This window comes from Providencia sp. PROV272, assembly GCF_049901975.1.
Lineage (GTDB): Bacteria > Pseudomonadota > Gammaproteobacteria > Enterobacterales > Enterobacteriaceae > Providencia > Providencia stuartii.
Window position 1 is genome coordinate 488,556 of record NZ_CP096291.1, and the last position, 17,693, is coordinate 506,248.

Genomic DNA, 17,693 nt, shown 5'->3' on the forward strand with positions numbered 1-17,693 from the left:
GCTAGTCAGATGCGTATGTATGCAGCAAGCGGCTTATCTATCTTTGGCGCTGAGCTGCATCTTGGATGATTTATAAGAAAGTAAAAAGAGGACATAATGAAAGCGGCAACCGCTTTAATTAACCGCCGCGCTCTGCGACATAATCTGCAACGAGTTAGAGAACTCGCACCACACAGCCGTTTAATTGCCATTGTTAAAGCAAATGCTTATGGCCATGGATTAACCGAAGTCAGCACCACCCTTGAAGATCTCGTTGATGGTTTTGGTGTCGCCCGACTTAAAGAAGCTTTGGCACTGAGGGAACGAGGGATAACGGCTCCTATTGTATTACTTTAAGGTTTTTTCGAACATTCTGATCTCCCCTTGTTAGTGGAACATCAAATCGATACGGTTATCCACTGTGTTGAACAGCTTGCAATGCTGGAAGCAACCGAATTGGCGAACCCGATTAAAGTTTGGATGAAACTCGACACAGGCATGCACCGCTTAGGCGTGTTGCCTCAAGATGCGGAAGCATTCTATCAGCGCTTGCAAGCGTGTAAAAACGTCAAACACCCCATCAATATTATCAGCCATTTCTGTCAGGCTGATGAGCCTGAATTACCGACAACAGCAAATCAAATTCACTGCTTTAAACAGTTTGTTGCCAATAAGGCCGGAGAAAAATCGATTGCGGCATCGGCAGGGATCTTATTATGGCCAGATGCCCATTATGACTGGGTTAGGCCGGGGATCATCATGTATGGTGCCTCCCCTCAAGAAGGCACATCCGCCGAGCATTTTGGCTTACAAAGTGTGATGACACTAAAATCAACATTGATTGCTGTTAGGGAGCATGCTGCTGGGCAATGTGTGGGTTATGGTGCAACATGGTGTAGCCAGCGTGACACTCGGTTGGGCGTTGTTGCGATAGGTTATGGTGATGGTTATCCCCGAAGCGCGCCTTCAGGTACGCCAGTTTTGGTAAATGGGCGAAAAGTGCCTATTGTAGGACGAGTTTCAATGGATATGATCACCGTTGATCTTGGGCCAAATGCCAATGATAAAGTGGGTGATGAGGTGATTTTATGGGGGAAATCTCTGCCAGTTGAAGAAATCGCCGCACAAACAGGCATTATCAATTATGAGTTACTGACTAAATTAACCTCAAGAGTTGTCATGGAATATGTAGACGAATAGCAAACAAAGGGTTATTTTCAAAAGACGAAACAAAAAAATATTATTTTTATCTGATTATGGAGATGTACTGTGTACCAACATGTTGATTCTTACCCGGGCGATCCGATCTTATCGCTGATGGATGAATTTAATAAAGATACTCGTGAAAACAAGATCAACCTGAGTATCGGCTTATACTATGATGGGGAAGGTAAAACACCTGAGCTGAAAACTGTTGGTCATGCGAAAGCGGAATTAAACAAGTTACCAGCAAGCGCGTCACTGTATTTACCGATGGAAGGTCTCAAAGATTATCGCCTAGAGATCCAAAAATTACTCTTCGGTGCTGATTGTCCTCTTATTGCGCAAGAACGTATCGCGACAGTACAAACTATCGGTGGTTCAGGGGCACTAAAATTGGGTGCGGATTTCCTCAACCATTACTTCCCTAAATCAGAGGTGTGGTGCAGTGACCCTACATGGGAAAACCATGCATCAATTTTCTCTGGAGCAGGCACTAAAGTTCACTATTACCCTTACTTTGATGAAAAGAGCAAAGGGGTAAAATTTGCTGAAATGCTGGCAACATTTAAGACATTACCAGAAAATAGCATCATTTTAATGCACCCTTGCTGCCATAACCCAACCGGTTCAGATCTCACGCCAGAGCAGTGGGATGAAGTGACTAAAGTGGCTAAGGCACAAAAACTGATCCCATTCTTGGATATTGCATATCAAGGATTTGCGGAAGGTATTGAAGAAGATGCTTATGCTATTCGTGCGATGGTAAAAGCAGGCTTGCCTGTGTTTGTGAGTAATTCATTCTCTAAAATTTTTGGTATCTATGGTGAACGTGCTGGTGGTTTGTCAGTTATTTGTGAAAGCCAAGAAGAACGTGACCGCGTATTAGGCCAATTAAAAGCAGGGGTACGTCGCCTATACTCAAGCCCACCGTCAAATGGGGCTAAAATTGTGGCGCAAGTTCTCACAAACAGTGAACAGAAAGCACAATGGTTGAAGGAAGTTGAAGAGATGCGCGTACGTATTTTAGAAATGCGTACTGTTCTGGTGGATGAACTGAAAAAAGCACTACCAGAAAAAAACTTTGACCATCTGTTAAAACAACGCGGTATGTTTAGTTACACAGGCTTCTCGAAAGAGCAGGTTGCGCGTTTGAAAGATGAGTTTGCTGTCTACTTAGTGGGTACGGGGCGTGTTTGTATGGCTGGTGTAAACCGTCATAATGTTCAACGTATTGTTGAAGCGTTCGCTGCTGTAAGCAAATAATTCGTGAATTATTGATTAAAAAACGCGGGTTTTGCCCTAATGCTTGTCAGTTAAGTCATTAATATCGCCGTAACGGATACCGTTGCGGCTTTTTCTTTACTGCTCGGGGTAATGCCTTTGTCGCCTACTAGGTAGTACAAAACTTCCAGCCATAGCCAATATCATCATTGATGAATTTCGGTATTTTCCCCGGAGCTACTGCGGAAAGTAGGCTTAGTTGAGCACTCAGGTATAGCGCAGTTTGTTTAAATCCCATCTGATACGGTTCTGTATCTTTCAGGCTGTATGCCATCTGTGCCATCATAAATCGCAGTAAGTTATACGCGAGTACTATTCCCCATAATTCTTGATTTACCAATGCTGGCTTTTTGCTCCTCAATGTGAGTTCATTATTCAACATATGCTGCTTCATTTCCCTGAAGCCATGCTCTATTTCCCAACGATGCCTATAAAGGTCTGCAATATCGGCTTTGGGGTATCGAAGTGGCTCACTCATTGATGTTAATATCTGAACACCCTTTCCATTGATATTTTTTGTTATCAATCGGGCTCTCAATGTTATTGGGGAGTTAGCCCACTTTTTGCGTGCTTGGGGTGTAAAAGGGTTAAAGCAATCTGGCACAGGGATATTTGAAGAGAGTTATACACCAATGAGAACGCAGTATCCGATCGAACGAGAAGAGGCGTTCACGGTGCCTGTTTCATTCCTGAATTATTTGGATGGTAAGAAGGATAATTTTAATAAGTTTGATGTCATTGAAGTCACAAGTGATTTCCATAAACAGTATCCAAATATCGACAATCTCACGCCATCAGATAAAGGGACTATGATTCTATTTTTTGAATTTGCCACATCGTCAGCGAAAATAGGCGGAGAGGCAACAAGTTTTGATGGTGGTGAAATGGGTGGCGATGTCTTGGGTAGCACTTATGATAAATAGAACGTTTTTAAGATGGTTTTTGACTATTTTGTTGGTTTTATTATTTTATTTAGGCTTGGGCATTTTTGAATTCGGGTTTAGTTCAAGCTTTACATACAACTACACAGTGATAGGTAATGATGATCCAGTTACCGTTTGGCGCGCTTTCGTAGAGAGTTTGCGAATGAATCATGACACTGCAATGGCTTATGTTATTTTTGGCACTCCTATTTTGCTAATATTGTTATTTTTCATTCATAAAAAGATAAGATAGCAACTGTCATGACAGCTTTGGTGAGGGGTCACCCTCATCGGTATCGTTCGACCGCATTGAACCGTTTGATCAGGTCCGGTAACGACTCAGTAAGCCCATGATAGGCAATGGCCTTTTCACTTGCAGTCTTCCCCATTATCCCATTTTCCACAACGAGAAAAGCCACTGTTCCGCGTATATCGTTAACTGAAATGCGCAGGAATATCTCTGGAGCCGTGGAGTATGCGCTCTATGCGTACTTCAGCTTCCAGTACGCGGAAAAATAACAGGTATCGGCCATAAGCACAGCTTCTCAAGCCTGGCAAAATTTCTGGGCGTTCAGCATAGAGGGTCGGAGAGTCTGCAATAAGAAGACATTTTTGATACAGCTCTTCAATAAAACTCAGGGCCCTAATGGGATTATCCTTTGCTATCCAGTCACCGATCGATTCTAAATCCTGTACTGCCAGCGGTGATATACCCAATTTCATTTGCTACCGTTATCCTCAGCCAATGTGGCATACTTACTTGATAAACGGCTAAATACCGCGCTCGCATCTTTACTTTCACCGCTATTAATACCGTCAACTATTGCCGTTTGAAGTGCGGCAAGTTTTAATTGATTTTCCTGCTCTTCTAAAGCGCGAAGTCCTGCACGGATCACTTCACTTGTATTATTATATCGCCCGCTCTTAATCTGACTTTGGATAAATTCCTCAAAGTAAGGGCTTAAAGCTACACTCGTTGACATGGTTAAAATCCCTACTAGTTACCAACTATTATTAACTATTAGTATAAACCCGTTCTTATTTTTATCAATATCGAACAATCAACAATACCGTTCACCTGCATTATAACGGCGGATAAGATCTGGCAAGGACGTTTCCAAACCATAATAGGCGACCGTATGCGCACTGGCGGTCTGGCGCATAAAACCGTTCTCAACAGCAACGAATGCACTGATACGTGCAAAAATGGCGTTTTCGTCATGGTTAACTTCGACGAGAATGCCAGGTTCGATCAGCACACGTCGTTTCTTTCCCGTTTTACGACTCGTTGAACAGTGCTCGCCTTTAACGGTACTGGCACTCCTCGGCATAAATTGACCACCTTTGTAATACTCGCCATTGACGCCTAATTCCCCTCCTTTCTTTGCTTGGCCTTTCATTGGAACCCCCTTATTAAAGAAAGCCGGGGTTAGCCCGTAATGCTTGTCAGTTAAGTCATTAATATCGCCGTAACGGATACCGTTGCGGCTTTTTCTTTACTGCTCGAGGGTAATGCCTTTGTCGTCTACTAGGTAGTACAAAACTTCCAACCATAGCCAATATCTCATTGATGAATTTCGGTATTTTCCCCGGAGCTACTGCGGAAAGTAGGCTTAGACTTGAGCCATGGAAAGAGAACGAAAAAGAGAGATTTCCATTACAGCCCATACCATCATTCCCATCGGAAGACGGCGTTTTCTTATTGTAACAGCCCCAGTATCCACGAGACATTCGTCAATGAGTTCAGCGGAAAGGAGCTCAGAAAGGGCTGTAAATTATTTTGGCGAGAAAGCCTGAACAGTCTTGAGAGCTTGACTAAGTAACATAAAAAAATCCGTAATCTTGGGATGATTACGGATTTTTACAGCACTGTAGGATCGTTCAACCTATTATTGAGTTCTTAACTGACTGATCGGCATTAGGGTTTTGCCCGCGTTTTTCGATTTCAAAATAAGGCGCTGTCACGCTTGTGGTTAGTAGCCCCGTGCTAAGATGGGTTTTAAGAAACGAGCAGTATGCGATTTTTCACATTCAGCCACTTCTTCAGGTGTACCAGAAATCAAGATTTCACCGCCACCACTTCCCCCTTCAGGGCCTAAATCAACAATCCAATCAGCGGTTTTGATCACATCTAAGTTATGTTCAATGACGACAATCGTATTGCCTTGGTCACGTAATTGATGTAGTACCGTCAAGAGCTGCTGAATATCGGCAAAATGCAGCCCAGTGGTTGGCTCATCAAGGATATAGATGGTTTGCCCAGTACCGCGTTTCGATAGCTCACGAGCCAGTTTCACACGTTGTGCTTCACCACCGGATAAGGTCGTCGCTGATTGGCCTAAGCGGATATAGGATAACCCCACATCCATCAAGGTTTGCAGCTTACGAGCCAGTGCTGGCACAGCATCAAAGAAATCACGAGCCTCTTCGATAGTCATATCAAGCACTTCGTGGATACTTTTGCCTTTATATTTTATCTCTAATGTTTCGCGGTTATAGCGCTTACCTTTACATTGATCACAGGGCACATAAACGTCAGGTAAGAAGTGCATTTCAACTTTGATAACACCATCACCTTGGCAGGCTTCACAGCGCCCCCCTTTAACGTTAAAGCTAAAACGACCTGGATTGTAGCCACGAGTACGAGATTCCGGTACACCAGCAAATAACTCACGAATCGGTGTAAACACCCCTGTATAAGTCGCTGGATTTGAGCGAGGCGTTCGCCCGATAGGGCTTTGGTCGATATCGATGACTTTGTCAAAGTGTTCAAGCCCTTCAACATCAAGATAAGGTGCTGGTGTAATTGTGGTGGCACCATTCAATTGACGTTGTGCGATAGGGAATAAGGTATCGTTGATCAATGTGGATTTCCCTGAACCCGATACCCCAGTGATACAGGTAAATAGGCCAACAGGAAGCTTTAAGGTCACATTTTTCAGGTTATTCCCTTTAGCGCCAAACAGTTTGAGCATCTTGTCTTTATTGACGGGAACCCGTTTTTTAGGGATATCAATGCGCCGCTCGCCACTTAGGAACTTGCCTGTTAAAGAGTCTGTATTGGCGACAATATCTTCTAAGGTACCTTGTGCAACGATTTGACCACCATGGACGCCAGCCCCCGGACCAATATCAATGATATGATCTGCGGCGCGAATAGCATCTTCATCGTGCTCTACCACAATAACGGTATTACCTAGATTGCGTAGATGAATGAGGGTTTCCAACAAGCGATCATTATCGCGTTGATGGAGACCGATCGACGGTTCATCCAGAACATACATGACCCCGACAAGGCCTGCACCAATTTGGCTAGCGAGACGGATACGTTGCGCCTCACCGCCCGATAAAGTATCTGCCGAACGAGAAAGCGTTAAGTAATTAAGACCAACATTCACCAAAAATTTTAATCGGTCACTAATTTCTTTAAGGACTTTTTCTGCAATTTTTGCCCGTTGCCCGCTGAGTTTAAGATTTTGGAAAAACGCCATCGCATGACCAATACTGTAGTCAGCAATTTCAGGCAACGTGGTATTTTCGACAAAAACAAAACGCGCCTCTTTACGTAAACGTGTTCCGTGACATGTCACACAAGGGCGATTGCTAATGTATTTGGCGAGTTCTTCCCGTACCGCCGTTGATTCCGTTTCTTTATAGCGGCGTTCCATGTTATTGAGCACCCCTTCAAAAGGGTGGTGACGAACCGTAATATCGCCGCGATCATTACGATATTTGAACTCAATCGTCTCTTTACCTGAGCCGTACAGAATAATTTTCTGAATGGAAGGACTCAGAGAATCATAAGGGGCTTCAACATCAAATTTATAATGCTCAGCAAGGGATTGCAGCATTTGGAAGTAGTAGAAGTTCCGGCGATCCCAGCCACGAATAGCCCCACCTGCGAGTGATATCTCGGTATTTTGGATCACCCTTTCAGGATCAAAAAATTGTTGAACACCAAGGCCATCACAGCTCGGACATGCCCCGGCGGGGTTATTAAAGGAGAATAAGCGAGGCTCTAATTCCACCATGCTATAGCCGCATACCGAGCAGGCAAAATTGGCTGAAAACACTAACTCTTCTGCGTCGGGATCATCCATATCGGCAACAATCGCGGTACCGCCGGATAGCTCAAGAGCGGTTTCGAAAGATTCAGCGAGGCGCTGTGCGATATCATCACGGATCTTAAAGCGGTCAACCACAACTTCAATGGTATGCTTCTTTTGTAACTCCAACGTTGGAGGATCGGACAGATCACACACTTCACCGTCGATACGTGCACGAATATAGCCCTGAGAGGCCAAGTTATCTAACAATTTGACATGTTCACCTTTGCGGTCTTTCACGACAGGGGCTAATAACATCATGCGACGATCAACAGGCTGTGCTAGCACGTTATCGACCATTTGACTCACGGTTTGAGCCGCTAGCGGAATATCGTGATCTGGGCAGCGTGGTTCACCTACACGGGCAAATAATAAACGTAAGTAGTCATGGATTTCGGTGATTGTGCCCACCGTTGACCTTGGGTTATGAGAGGTGGATTTTTGTTCAATCGAAATAGCGGGTGATAACCCTTCTATATGATCAACATCGGGTTTCTCCATCAATGAGAGAAATTGCCTTGCATAGGCGGATAAGGACTCTACATAGCGCCGTTGACCTTCTGCATAGAGTGTGTCAAAAGCTAATGATGATTTCCCTGAACCTGACAACCCCGTAATAACTATCAGTTTGTCTCGGGGGATGATGAGATTGATGTTTTTCAGATTATGAGTGCGGGCACCGCGTACTTCGATATTATCCATTTACCACTTCCCGGATGATTTGATAGTGAACAATCATAAGTGAATCATTATCGCACAATTCAGACTGAATGAATATACAGTGTTTTATTAAAAAACAGATTATAATCATGTGATCTTGAGTTGTCGCGTTGTTGATTATATTCATTCGCACTGAACAAGGCTGGTGTTTGCATTGTCGAATTATTAATGTATCGCGTAGCTGCACAGTAAATTATTCAGGTTGTCAGTTTGTGAACCTTCAAGAACGATACAATTTAAATTTTCAAAGCTGCTCGCAACTTGAGCAAGCTACATCTATTTTAGTATGCAATTCGTATGCATTATGGGTTGGTCGTGCTAAACTTCACGACTAATACAGAGATTAAATTTAATGGATCAGGAGTGTTTAAATGGCCAGCAGAGGCGTAAATAAAGTAATTCTTATCGGTAACTTAGGGCAAGATCCTGAAATCCGTTACATGCCTAACGGTGGTGCTGTTGCAAACCTGACTCTGGCAACTTCTGAAAGCTGGCGCGATAAGCAAACTGGTGAAATGCGTGAGAAAACAGAATGGCATCGTGTCGTGATTTTCGGCAAATTAGCTGAAGTTGCTGGTGAATATCTGAAAAAAGGTTCTCAAGTCTATATTGAAGGTTCTTTGCAGACTCGCAAATGGCAAGACCAAAGTGGTCAAGACCGTTACACCACTGAAGTTGTGGTTAACATCGGTGGCTCAATGCAAATGTTAGGCGGTCGTGGTGGCGAATCATCAGGCCAAAGCCAAGGTGGTCAAAGCGGTTGGGGTCAGCCTCAGCAACCAGCGGCTCAGCAATTCAGTGGTGGCGGCGCCCCAGCGCGTTCACCAGCACCTGCGCCACAAAGCAGCGAACCACCAATGGACTTCGATGACGATATTCCGTTCTGATTGGAATAAAAATTCGAATTAAAGTAGATCTGAGGTTTTTTTAGCCGTCTGATTTACAAAGTGCAGAAAACAAACTTCAGCCTTCTAAGTGTGAGAACATTTAGAAGGTTTTTTGTTTTAGACAAATGTTGGGTGTTGAATAAATACTAGAAATATTATTTTTATTTAGGTAAATAGTGGTCGTTCCCTCTCTTTTCACCAATCAGAATCATTCCATTAGACTGAAAGATAATTCCCTAAAAGAAGCTATATGTAATGGCTAACAATACGGAAAGAGTGTTTGTGCTTTTACCAAATGAATTTATTGTTTCAGAAGCATTTTAATATCAATAAATTGAACAGAAATTTGAGAACGTTCGCAGTTTTTTACCTCCGGCTGGAAAAGGTAAAATGTGGCTTTATTATGCAGTTCATGAAGCGAGAAAATAATAATGGAAGTCGTGCTATTGCCTTTAAATATAAATAATATTAATGCAGTTGATATTTTTTGTTTCCTATTAGCTTGAATGAATACACGTGATATTCAGGTTGAAAATCGATGCTCTAAATTATCAGGCTGTTTGAATATAGCGAACATTATGCAATTTCACGACTTGTTGCTACCCAAACTTATCAACGGTGAACTTACCGAATAAATTAAGGAGTAATAATGAACCGTGCCGAAGCCCTACAACTACTAAGAACCGCTCTAGCTAGCCCTACTGCCGAATTTCGAGATGGTCAGTGGGAAGCGATTGATACACTAGTAAATCATCGACAGAAGTTACTCGTTGTACAGCGAACAGGTTGGGGGAAGAGTTCGGTTTATTTTATCAGTACGAAGATTTTCCGCGATAGAGGTATGGGGCCAACGATTATTGTATCGCCATTGTTGGCCTTGATGCGCAACCAAATTGAATCAGCGGAACGTTTGGGGATTGTGGCTGAGACGATGAACTCAACTAACCAAGATGATTGGCAAAGTGTTACGCAGCGTATTCACAATAATCAAATTGATTGTTTGTTGATTTCACCTGAACGATTAGCTAATGATAGTTTTATTGAAACAGTACTTCAGCCTATTGCAGATCGTATCGCTTTGATGGTGATTGATGAAACTCATTGTATTTCCGATTGGGGGCATGATTTCCGCCCTGACTACCGTCGCATTGTGAATATTTTGCGTCAGTTACCTGCAAACACCCCAGTATTAGGCACCACTGCGACGGCTAATAATCGTGTTGTCGATGATATTCAGGCCTTACTTGGTCATATCCGGATCCAGCGTGGTTCATTGATCCGAGAGAGCCTTGCATTGCAAACCATGGTTCTGCCCGATCAAAGTTCTCGTCTAGCATGGCTAGCTCAGGTAATTCCCAATTTGCCGGGTACAGGCATCGTTTACACATTAACAGTACGTGATGCTGAACAAGTTGCTGAATGGCTAAATCGTAACGGTATCGATGCGAAGGCTTATCATAGCAGCGTTGAAAGTGATGATTTTGAAAATAGTAATGTTTACCGTCAACATTTAGAGGAATTACTATTTAATAATCAATTAAAGGTGTTGGTGGCGACGACCGCGTTAGGCATGGGTTATGATAAACCCGACCTAAGTTTCGTTATTCACTATCAAGCTCCGGGGTCTATTGTCGCTTATTATCAGCAAGTAGGGCGTGCTGGCCGTGGTATTGACCATGCAGTAGGCGTATTAATGTCTGGTGTAGAGGATCGAGACATTCATGAATTTTTCTGGGGCTCAGCGTTTCCATCTGAAATGCAAGTCAATGAGGTTTTACAGGCGCTAGAACAGGGTGATGGTTTATCAATACGTAATATCGAGGAGAAAACTAACCTGCGCTACGGGCAGATTGAGAAGGTACTTAAATTATTGAGCGTGGAAAACCCGGCGCCCGTCATTAAAAATGGCAGCCGCTGGGTAAGGACGCCTGTACATTACCAAATGGATCATGCGCGTATTGAACATTTAACAGGACAGCGTGTTCAAGAGTGGCAAGAAGTACAGGCCTATTTGAAAGACAGTGGATGCAAGATGACCTTTCTGCGCAAAGCTCTAGACGATCATGACCCGACTCCTTGCGGTAAGTGTGCATCCTGTATAGCACGCCCAGTTGTCAACCAAGCCATCGACCCCGCTTTGGTTCATCGGGCGGGAACTTTTCTTAAGCACGCCGAGATGGCGATTAAACCTAAAGCACAGGTTGCCGCTAATGCTTTCTTGGAGTATGGCTTTAAAGGTAGTCTGCCACAAAATCTCCGTGCTCAAGAAGGACGGGTTTTATCACGTTGGGGGGATGCTGGTTGGGGGCGTTTAGTTGCAAACAACAAATATGCTGGGTATTTTAGTGATGAATTAGTCGAAGCGATGGCAGAAATGATCCAAAACCGCTGGAAACCAACCCCTGCACCACAATGGGTCTGTTGTGTACCATCGCGAAACCATCCAGAATTAGTACCAAGTTTTGCTCGCCGTTTAGCCTCGCGACTAGGCTTGCCATTTGTGAATTCTGTGAGCAAAATTAAAGATAACCAGCCACAAAAAAGTCAGCAAAATCGTTTCCACCAGTGCCAGAATTTGGATGGCGCATTTGCTATTACAGAATTATTATGTGGGCAGCCCGTACTTTTGGTCGATGACATTGTGGACTCCGGCTGGACGCTAACAGTCATCGCGGCATTATTACAGCAGGCAGGTAGTGGTATGGTATATCCAGTTGCACTTGCCTCTTCTTCGGTAAAAGACTCATGAATGTATCTAGCTCATTGTCACCAACAGCGCAAGCGACTTTATTACTAACTAGCTATTTTTCCAAGGCAAGTAGTGAAGCCGTCAAGCCGCTCACTAATACGGAGTGGGGGCGGTTTGCGTTATGGTTGAAAGAAAAATCAACGACACCAGCAGACCTTTTAGTCTCTGATCCGAAGGCACTACTCAGTGGGTGGCACGATGCTCGTATTAGTACAGAACGGATTGTGGAGCTATTGAACCGTGGGCATAGCCTTGCTCTTGCCATAGAGAAATGGCAACGGGCGGGTTTGTGGGTGGTTACGCGTTCTGATCCTGAATACCCAAAACGTTTAAAACAGCGGTTAAAAACAGATTCTCCCCCCGTGTTATTTGGTTGTGGGAATAAAGCGTTATTGAATATGGGGGGATTAGCCGTTATTGGTTCACGTAATGCAAGTGTGTCTGATCTCACTTATACAGACCAAATTGGTGCTAAAGCAGCATCCGATAATGTCGCGATTATTTCAGGGGCAGCACGTGGTGTCGATGAAACGGCAATGTTAGGCGCTATGCGGCAAGGTGGCGTAATTATTGGTGTGGTGGCGGATAATTTACTAAAAGCCGCAACGAGTAGTAAATGGCGTAAAGGGCTAATGGAGGGGCATGCGGTATTAGTATCACCTTTTTATCCAGAAGCGGGTTTTAGCACCGGTAATGCGATGGCTCGCAATAAGTATATTTACTGTTTAGCAGATAGCGCTCTTGTGATCCATTCAGGTAAAAAAGGGGGCACGTTAAGTGGTGCTGAAGAAAATCTAAAAAAAATGTGGGTGCCTCTATGGGTCAAGCCGACAATTGACAAAAGTGCTGCTAATGCTGATTTGGTCGCTAAAGGCGCGCGCTGGTTAACGGATGATGTGCAACATTCTAATATTGCAGAACTTATTAGAAATGACGTCAATAGTGTTGAGCAGGTAAAAGAAGAACAGCCTGATCTTTTTTCATCTACCGTTCCTGAACAACCAGAATTATTTGCAGAGCCTAATCCAATATTAGAAGCCAACCTGCCAGAGATAGAGAGCAATGTATCAAGTGTTGTGGAGCAAACAGACAGTTTGGCCGTTTCAAAGCAGTCTATAGAGATTGAGGAGCTGCGTTCAACCCCTGTAGATTTTTATCAATTATTCACAATGGAGCTTCAAGGGTTGGCTAAAGAACCAATTTCACTTGATGAACTTATTGCAAAGACAGAATTACACAAATCACAATTAAATGAGTGGTTGAAGCGCGCAGAAAAAGATGGCTTAGTAAAAAAACTCAAACGGCCAGTCCGTTATCAAGCGGTAATTGAGAAAGAGCAGGGCTAAATACCACGTAGTGGAACAAGGATGTTTTACTTAATTGGTAACAATTGAACGAGTGATGGCAGAGTAAGGGGGTTTTAGGGATTTATAGCATTGATAAACAATATCGCTTAATATGCCGATGATCCAATGGGGGAAGCTATTACAATATAGGAAATTAATACTGAGTATCATATTATTGTGATTTGAATGTAGAAAATGACACTAATATTATCACCGTATGCAATAGGTCTAGAAAAACACCTAAATATAAAAAGTTTCTAATTAGTATGGTTTTTTATTTAACCTAATAATGAAAATTTGTCTTTTTATATCAATTATAAAATATTTATCGAGGATGAACATTAAGGGTTTCTTAATATTCAATCAAAAGGAAAAAGGATAACAAATGGATTTAAATAAAAATAAAGCTCCAGTAAGTATTATTACTAGGAGCATATTAGTCAGTAATACAGTAATGCGTCAAATTTCGATGTCTTTTCATATTCAATGGTTAAGCGACCTTAGGCTCTAGTAACAAGAGGTCATTATAACCAGTGTCGGAAAGACGATATAAAGAAGGTGAAATACCTAAATAAGCTTTAAACCTTTTGGCAAAGGATTGTTGGGAGTCAAATTGGTATTTCAATGCAATATCAATTACTTGAAGGTTTGTGGTTTGTAGCTCTTTCGCCGCTTCACAGATCCGTCGACGGCGTATATATTCCCCTAAAGGCATACCGACAATTTTACGAAATACCCGTTGCAAGTGCCATTTGGTATATCCAGAATGTTGTGCAATATCATCTAATGATAATCGATTAGTAAGGTTTCCTTCTATCCAAACTAGGATTTCAGAGATAATAGAGGACTGAAATTGAGTATGTTTTCTGCTATATGAAATGGGTAATTTATTATACATAATACATTTCCTATTTGTTAGATTATAAGCATATTACTCATCGGATAGCTTTTGAATAAATAAAACTTAAACAGGTTATAATACAGTGTATTCCACTATGGCAGACGACGATTACACCTGTATATATAAAATTAAATACCTATCTTATTGTTTAATTCATTGCGTAATATGTTTTTTTAAAACAATACAAAAAACAAGAATGAAAATTGAAATGACCATTGACAGGACATTCATCAATTGCCAACCGAGCGAGAAAAATAACACACCGGCTGCAAGGCTACCTAAAGCACCAAAAGAATAAATAAGAAAATCTGTCATACCTTGCACTTTTGCTCTTTCGTGATCTTCATAGCCGAGAGGCAATAGTTGGGTGGTACTGATTAAAATAAAATTCCACGCGACACCAACGAATATGCCTGATAGTAGATAGTGATAAAATTGGCTTCCCAGCAGGTTTATTGTGGCAGAGAGAAACAGCAACAAAATACCGATAACGATGATCTTTTTTGTTCCAATACGATGAATAAGGTGCCCTGTAAAAAAAGAGGGTGCGAACATACCGAGTACATGGCACTGGAATACAAGAGCTATTAAAGAGAAGGGGAAATTGTGTTGTTTCATAGAGAGTGGAATGGAAGCGAAAGTCAATACCACTAACGCATAGCCAACCGCACTTACGATAGTAATTAATTTTAATATCGGTTGTGAATACAGTTGTTTATAACTACGTTTCGCTTTGCTATGGTTTTGCCTTTGTTGTTCGACTTTTTTCAAAGGCACTCTTAATAATAAAATAAAAGCGATAACATAGATGAGCGTTAATGCACTAAAGGGGCCAGCAAAAGGGTATTCAGTGAAAAAGCGCTGTGTCATAACGGCCAACGTTGGGCCGATTAAGGCGGCTGCAATTCCTCCACTCATCACTAACCCAACCGCTTTAGCATGTAAAGCTTTAGGAGCTTCTTCGAGCGCTGCAAAACGAAATTGTTGTGCTGTACCAATGGCAATTCCTGTAAAGAATAGGCCAATTGAGAAATAGGTTAAGTTGTAATAAATAATACCAACAATGGATAGAATGGCTCCGATCATCCCAGAAAAACTCCCCAGTATAAAGCCGAGTTTTCTTGAGTATTTCTGCATTAAATATGCAATAGGAATGGTTGCCATAATTAAACCAATATATTGGCTCAGGAGTGGAACCGTAGAGTAAGTCGGATCTACGGCAAGTTTCTCGCCGATCACGACTGCCACTGAAAGTACAATAGCATTCCCCGTTGTAAACAGTGCTAATGCGATAGCTAACCACCAAACATTTTTAGGCATAATACCCTCTAAAAATCAAATAAACTAATAGAAATAATCAGTTAAGCTGAGTTTGCTTTGCCAGTTTATTGTTGTGAAATACAGGAAATGTGCAGCTTACAACTTCAAGTCAACTTGAAGTCAAGAGGGAATATCAGTCAATTTAAGAGCCTGGTTGTTATCTCGGTTTAACGAGTGGATAAAACCAAAAAATAACTAATTGCCAGTTAAATGCTCTGGTAAGTTAGTAGTGTGATATTGATCGCGTTTTAAATGTGAGATGAATAAAAATGGAAAAAATGATTGTCATTGTGAACAAGATGTGTTTTCTTAAATGCACTTACACAAAATAATGATTAATAATTTAAACCAAATTAATATCGACAGACAGGAATAACCCGTGAACATGACTCTTCATCATTCAAACCTACTACTAACCGCGCCACGTGCCGCGGTGGTCGTGCGTGTGGTGGTGGTCGTGGGCTTAGCGCCGTAACGGGAACAATCAACGCAGATTAAAAACCCCGCCGGCGCAAACCGAGCGGGGTTTTTTTATGAATCGCCGCTCGAATCTCACCGGCTAGTGTGAAGGATAAGATTATGAGCGAATCGGGTACAACATCATCAGATAAAACCTGCTACACAGGTGCAGAACTGATAGTCCATTTGTTAGAAAAACATGGCATTACCATTGTTTCAGGGATCCCTGGCGGTGCAGCCCTCCCTTTTTATGATGCTTTAGGTAAAAGTAAGCAAATCCGCCATATTTTGGCGCGTCATGAGCAAGGTGCTGGCTTTATTGCACAAGGTATTGCGCGTACAACCGGAAAAGCGGCAGTGTGTATTTCATCGAGTGGCCCAGGGGCAACGAATTTAGTCACGGCCATTGCGGACGCTAAGCTTGACTCTATTCCACTGGTTTGTATTACAGGCCAAGTTCCTTCTTCAATGATTGGCACCGATGCTTTTCAGGAAGTTGATACTTATGGGATTTCTATTCCTGTCACAAAACACAACTATTTAGTTCGTAACATCAATGAATTACCGCAAGTAATTTGTGACGCCTTCCGAATCGCAGAGTCCGGTCGTCCCGGCCCAGTATGGATTGATATTCCTAAAGATGTGCAGACGGCAACGATCGAATTAGACGCATTGCCAGATATTCAGCCAAAAGATAAGGCGCCGAACTTTGAGATGGAAAAAGTGATCCAAGCGGCGGAAATGATTAATCAGTCGAAACGTCCTGTACTTTATTTTGGGGGCGGCGTGATTAGTTCAGGCTCCACAGAAACGGCGATTGCGTTTGCAGAGAAAGCGACATTACCAACGACGATGACACTGATGGCATTAGGGACTATTCCTATGCGCCACCCGCTCTACTTGGGAATGTTAGGAATGCATGCGGCGCGTAGCACGAATATGGTGATGGAAGAAGCTGATTTGCTAATTGTTATCGGTGCTCGCTTTGATGACCGAGCGATAGGTCGTGCAGAAAAATTCTGTCCTAATGCCAAAATTATTCATGTAGATATTGATAAAGCAGAGATCAGTAAAATTAAACGACCTGATATTGCTATCAATGCAGATGCAGGGCAAATTCTCGAGTTATTACTGCCGTTAGTTGAAAAAAATCAACGTGAAGAGTGGATGACAAGAGTTAATCAATTAAAGCAGGACTACCCATTAAATTTAAGCGAAGCCGATAATCCATTAAGCCATTACGGCTTAGTGCTTGCTGCTGCAAGAGCCGCGGGCGAAGAAGCGATAGTGACCACTGACGTTGGGCAGCATCAAATGTGGGCGGCACAGGTTTATCCGCTATCACGTCCTCGCCAGTGGTTAACATCTGGCGGTTTAGGCACGATGGGCTTTGGCCTTCCTGCCGCGATTGGTGCGGCATTGGCGAACCCAGAGCAAACCATCGTATGTTTCTCTGGTGACGGCAGCTTGATGATGAATATTCAAGAGCTTGCCACCGCAGTTGAGCACCAATTAAATATCAAAATTGTTCTGATGAATAACCAAGCATTGGGGATGGTGTATCAGCAACAAGAGCTGTTTTTTGATAACCGCATATATGCCGCAGCTTATCCATATCAAACAGATTTTATTAAAATTGCGGCGGGGTTTGGTTTGAAAACCTGTGATTTAAATACGGAAGCGGATCCTGAAATGGCATTAGAAGCGATTATGAACACGAAAGGTCCTTGCTTAATTCATGCCCTGATCGATGTGAATCAAAAGGTTTATCCAATGGTTCCACCGGGTGCAGCAAATATTGATATGATCGGAGCGTAAT

At 42.6% G+C, this 17,693-nt stretch carries 15 protein-coding genes and 2 pseudogenes; 9 read left to right on the forward strand and 8 right to left on the reverse strand.

What is annotated here, in order from left to right; translation table 11 throughout:
- Positions 1–96: 96 nt before the first annotated feature.
- A pseudogene (gene alr, locus M1E93_RS02105) lies at positions 97–1,179 on the forward strand (alanine racemase).
- Between the two features lie 69 nt (positions 1,180–1,248).
- On the forward strand, positions 1,249–2,445 hold the full coding sequence (locus M1E93_RS02110; RefSeq protein WP_014656877.1) for an aromatic amino acid transaminase: 1,197 nt from the start codon (positions 1,249–1,251) through the stop codon (positions 2,443–2,445).
- A gap of 58 nt (positions 2,446–2,503) precedes the next feature.
- Here the strand turns inward: M1E93_RS02110 and M1E93_RS02115 are convergent.
- Positions 2,504–3,043 (reverse strand): annotated as a pseudogene (locus M1E93_RS02115) (transposase); the annotation flags it as partial.
- Here M1E93_RS02115 and M1E93_RS02120 point away from each other — a divergent pair.
- Positions 3,027–3,386 carry a hypothetical protein gene (locus tag M1E93_RS02120; RefSeq protein ID WP_060560920.1) on the forward strand — a complete coding sequence of 120 codons (360 nt, stop codon included), beginning with the start codon at positions 3,027–3,029 and terminating at the stop codon, positions 3,384–3,386. The pseudogene M1E93_RS02115 and the gene M1E93_RS02120 overlap by 17 nt on opposite strands.
- Positions 3,358–3,639 carry a hypothetical protein gene (locus M1E93_RS02125; RefSeq protein ID WP_179078408.1) on the forward strand — a complete coding sequence of 94 codons (282 nt, stop codon included), beginning with the start codon at positions 3,358–3,360 and terminating at the stop codon, positions 3,637–3,639. Before M1E93_RS02120 ends, M1E93_RS02125 begins: the two co-directional genes overlap by 29 nt.
- 182 nt (positions 3,640–3,821) lie before the next feature.
- Here M1E93_RS02125 and M1E93_RS02130 read toward each other — a convergent pair whose 3' ends face one another.
- The 5 genes from M1E93_RS02130 to uvrA all read right to left on the reverse strand — a co-directional run bounded on the left by M1E93_RS02130 (position 3,822) and on the right by uvrA (position 8,194).
- Positions 3,822–4,109: a type II toxin-antitoxin system RelE/ParE family toxin gene (locus M1E93_RS02130; protein WP_014656874.1), complete on the reverse strand. Its 288-nt coding sequence runs from the start codon at positions 4,107–4,109 to the stop codon at positions 3,822–3,824.
- On the reverse strand, positions 4,106–4,369 hold the full coding sequence (locus tag M1E93_RS02135) for a type II toxin-antitoxin system ParD family antitoxin (protein WP_004924521.1): 264 nt from the start codon (positions 4,367–4,369) through the stop codon (positions 4,106–4,108). The genes M1E93_RS02130 and M1E93_RS02135 overlap by 4 nt, the downstream gene beginning before the upstream one ends.
- A gap of 78 nt (positions 4,370–4,447) precedes the next feature.
- A complete protein-coding gene (locus M1E93_RS02140) occupies positions 4,448–4,717 on the reverse strand; it encodes a hypothetical protein (RefSeq protein ID WP_241017371.1) in 270 nt (89 codons plus the stop codon).
- Between the two features lie 282 nt (positions 4,718–4,999).
- Positions 5,000–5,110, reverse strand: coding sequence for a transposase domain-containing protein (locus M1E93_RS02145; RefSeq protein WP_350244674.1), 111 nt, complete (start codon positions 5,108–5,110; stop codon positions 5,000–5,002).
- A 249-nt stretch (positions 5,111–5,359) separates the two neighbouring features.
- Positions 5,360–8,194: an excinuclease ABC subunit UvrA gene (gene uvrA / locus M1E93_RS02150; RefSeq protein WP_014656873.1), complete on the reverse strand. Its 2,835-nt coding sequence runs from the start codon at positions 8,192–8,194 to the stop codon at positions 5,360–5,362.
- 389 nt (positions 8,195–8,583) lie between these two features.
- Here uvrA and M1E93_RS02155 point away from each other — a divergent pair, with 389 nt between their 5' ends.
- The 3 genes from M1E93_RS02155 (at position 8,584) to M1E93_RS02165 (ending at position 13,194) form a co-directional block, all read left to right on the forward strand.
- Positions 8,584–9,099: a single-stranded DNA-binding protein gene (locus M1E93_RS02155; RefSeq protein WP_004924506.1), complete on the forward strand. Its 516-nt coding sequence runs from the start codon at positions 8,584–8,586 to the stop codon at positions 9,097–9,099.
- A gap of 649 nt (positions 9,100–9,748) precedes the next feature.
- Positions 9,749–11,848, forward strand: coding sequence for a RecQ family ATP-dependent DNA helicase (locus M1E93_RS02160; RefSeq protein WP_004924500.1), 2,100 nt, complete (start codon positions 9,749–9,751; stop codon positions 11,846–11,848).
- Positions 11,845–13,194, forward strand: coding sequence for a DNA-processing protein DprA (locus M1E93_RS02165; protein WP_104873020.1), 1,350 nt, complete (start codon positions 11,845–11,847; stop codon positions 13,192–13,194). The genes M1E93_RS02160 and M1E93_RS02165 overlap by 4 nt, the downstream gene beginning before the upstream one ends.
- Positions 13,195–13,684: 490 nt before the next feature.
- Here the strand turns inward: M1E93_RS02165 and aarP are convergent, their stop codons facing one another.
- Together aarP and M1E93_RS02175 are read right to left on the reverse strand one after the other, a co-directional pair.
- Positions 13,685–14,092 carry an HTH-type transcriptional activator AarP gene (aarP, locus tag M1E93_RS02170; protein WP_004924490.1) on the reverse strand — a complete coding sequence of 136 codons (408 nt, stop codon included), beginning with the start codon at positions 14,090–14,092 and terminating at the stop codon, positions 13,685–13,687.
- Between the two features lie 156 nt (positions 14,093–14,248).
- On the reverse strand, positions 14,249–15,415 hold the full coding sequence (locus M1E93_RS02175; protein ID WP_104873019.1) for an MFS transporter: 1,167 nt from the start codon (positions 15,413–15,415) through the stop codon (positions 14,249–14,251).
- A 385-nt stretch (positions 15,416–15,800) separates the two neighbouring features.
- Between M1E93_RS02175 and ivbL the strand changes: the two genes are divergently transcribed.
- Together ivbL and ilvB are read left to right on the forward strand one after the other, a co-directional pair.
- Entirely contained in the window at positions 15,801–15,890 is a 90-nt protein-coding gene (ivbL, locus tag M1E93_RS02180) for an ilvB operon leader peptide IvbL (protein WP_154598840.1), read from the forward strand.
- Positions 15,891–15,994: 104 nt separating this feature from the next.
- On the forward strand, positions 15,995–17,692 hold the full coding sequence (ilvB, locus tag M1E93_RS02185) for an acetolactate synthase large subunit (protein ID WP_014656869.1): 1,698 nt from the start codon (positions 15,995–15,997) through the stop codon (positions 17,690–17,692).
- Position 17,693 lies beyond the last annotated feature (1 nt).